Below are 2,220 nucleotides of genomic sequence, written 5' to 3'. Positions count from 1 at the left end.
AAGAGGCCGATGATGAAACCAATATAGAATATCTGCTTCTTTCTAAGTTTGACCATGCCCATTCCAAGGCCTACAGAAAAAGCATCCATCCCTAAAGCAAACGCCATGATGCTTAATGTAATCAGTTCGCCTATAAACAAATCCGACATACATAAATAACCCCCTTGGACACGCCCCGCTTTTTTAGCCTATGCGTGTCCAAAAAGGGTTAGAACATCTGACTGCTTTCAGCGAATCACTCTTCCTCCGGCGGCTTTCATCAGCCTGTTCATAATGGCGAGACCGACACCTGTGTCCGGAAAGGATTCCGAGATAATCAAATCCACCTTATTCTCATCAAAGCTGCGCAAAGCATCATACAGCCCTGCCGCAACAGTCTCAAGCTGAGCCCGTCTTCCGCAGCTCTTCACATAATCAGCGGAATAAACGCCTGCGTTTTCTTCTGTCGTCAGGACACCGACCCGTCTTCCGCCCTGTTGATATTCTTGAATGAGGTGCTGAATGCGCTCTGGGCTGCCTTCGCAAATGGCAAGAGGCGCTGTCGGCGCATAATGTGTATATTTCATCCCTGGAGAAATCGGCTTCTCGTTTTGATCGCTGAGCCCTTTATCCACATGAATCGGCCCGATCACCGCTTCAATTTGTTCCTTCGTAATACCGCCAGGACGCAGGAGAACAGGGATGTCGTCCGCACATGAAAGCACGGTTGATTCAACCCCGATTCCGGTAGGGCCTCCATCCATAATACCGGCTATGCGGCCATCCAAGTCGTGTGCCACATGCTCTGCTTTTGTGGGACTTGGCTTGCCTGATAGATTGGCGCTCGGTGCTGCAATCGGCAGTCCCGATTCGCGAATCAATGCAAGGGCAAGCGGATGATCCGGCATTCTAATGGCAACCGTATCAAGACCTGCCGTTACACGAGGTGAAAGCGCATCAGGTTTGCAAGGCAAAATGAGCGTAAGTGCTCCCGGCCAAAACCGTTTCATCAATGTTTTCGCCTTTTCCGGCGCTGGGCCCGTTAAATCCTCAAGCTGGCTTATATCCGCAATGTGGACAATCAGGGGATTATCGCTCGGCCGTCCTTTCGCCTCATATATTTTTTTGACGGCATCCGTATTTTTTGCGTTTGCGCCTAGGCCATATACTGTTTCTGTCGGAAAGGCAACGACCTCATTTTCTCGGAGCAAAGCGGCTGCTTGTGCAATTTGTGGATCATTTGTGGATAACTCGTCAGTTACATCCACAAACCATCTTTTCGTTTTCATTTCTGACCAAACTCCTTATTCACAACAATAAAACGTTTGTTTTACGCGTGTAATCCTTTTGAAAGTATAAAAGATGTCCTGTAATAAAACAAGCGTTATCCACAAATTGTGGACAACGCTAATAAAGAAGTGGATAAGTATGTGTATAAACTGCACTTATCCAGACGCTTTTTTCATCAAAACGGCTCCTTCTGTTTGCCGCGAATCACAGAAGTGATCAGAAGAAAACAGCTCCTCCGGTACACTCTCAGCTCTTTCAAAACCCATGGCCGTCAGAAAGTCCGCAGAGGAATGCTGATTTGCTACTAGGTACACGGTTTTGATCTGATGCTTTTCGCACAGCACCTCCATGCTTTGAAAAAGCGTGACGATATGGCCTTGGTGAAGCTTGTCCGATATGACAAGTGATCGCAGCAGCCCCTGGTCACAGCTTATTTTTTCAATACCGAGGCATCCGGCAATGTTTTTCTCACTGTCCTCCAGCATAAGAAATTGAGTGAAGCCTTCTTTCACACCTTCATAGCTGGTTTTCGCCTGTTTTAAAAATGCCTCGAGCACATCTCCGTCTTTTTCCCTTGCCACCCGCAGTTGATAAAACATCCGTTCACCCCGTTTTTGCGTTCTTTCTTCCAATCTATGAGGCAAATCTATTTTTAGACCAGATGATTAGGAAAAAAGGTCGGAAATCCATTCGACTAAAAAGAATTTCACTTCTGTGCCATCTTCTTTTTCTTCGTTCTCTTCTTTTTTGGCTTTTTCCGCTTTAGCGGTTACGTCCTCAAGCACTTTTTCAGTCTGCTTTTTTGAGGCTTCTTTATCTTCTTGTTCTTTGACGGCTTCCCCGTTAGAAAAATCGAGAAAGCAGAGGGGCGGGAACAGCACACACCACCAGTTGGCGCCGTCTCCGTTTCCAAGCGTAATCAAAATCGCTTCATACTCACCGGCAGGATAT

Annotated in this window: 3 protein-coding genes and 1 pseudogene; all 4 read right to left on the bottom strand. The window is 46.8% G+C overall.

The window, feature by feature from the left end; translation table 11 throughout:
* A pseudogene (locus ACWHAR_RS20020) lies at nucleotides 1-149 on the bottom strand (hypothetical protein); the annotation flags it as partial.
* Between the two features lie 78 nt (nucleotides 150-227).
* Nucleotides 228-1,268 (bottom strand): L-threonylcarbamoyladenylate synthase, encoded by a 1,041-nt coding sequence (locus ACWHAR_RS20015; RefSeq protein WP_017696007.1) that lies wholly within the window; start codon nucleotides 1,266-1,268, stop codon nucleotides 228-230.
* 156 nt (nucleotides 1,269-1,424) lie between these two features.
* Nucleotides 1,425-1,868, bottom strand: coding sequence for a GNAT family N-acetyltransferase (locus tag ACWHAR_RS20010; RefSeq protein WP_014481193.1), 444 nt, complete (start codon nucleotides 1,866-1,868; stop codon nucleotides 1,425-1,427).
* 66 nt (nucleotides 1,869-1,934) lie between these two features.
* Nucleotides 1,935-2,220, bottom strand: a 286-nt coding sequence (locus tag ACWHAR_RS20005; protein WP_452087614.1) for a stage II sporulation protein R, incomplete at its 5' end; no start/stop codon positions are given.

The sequence above is a fragment of the Bacillus sp. LR--39 genome (genome assembly GCF_053613335.1).
The sequence above is the reverse complement of the archived record's forward strand: the minus strand, read 5'-3'. Positions and strand labels throughout refer to the sequence as shown.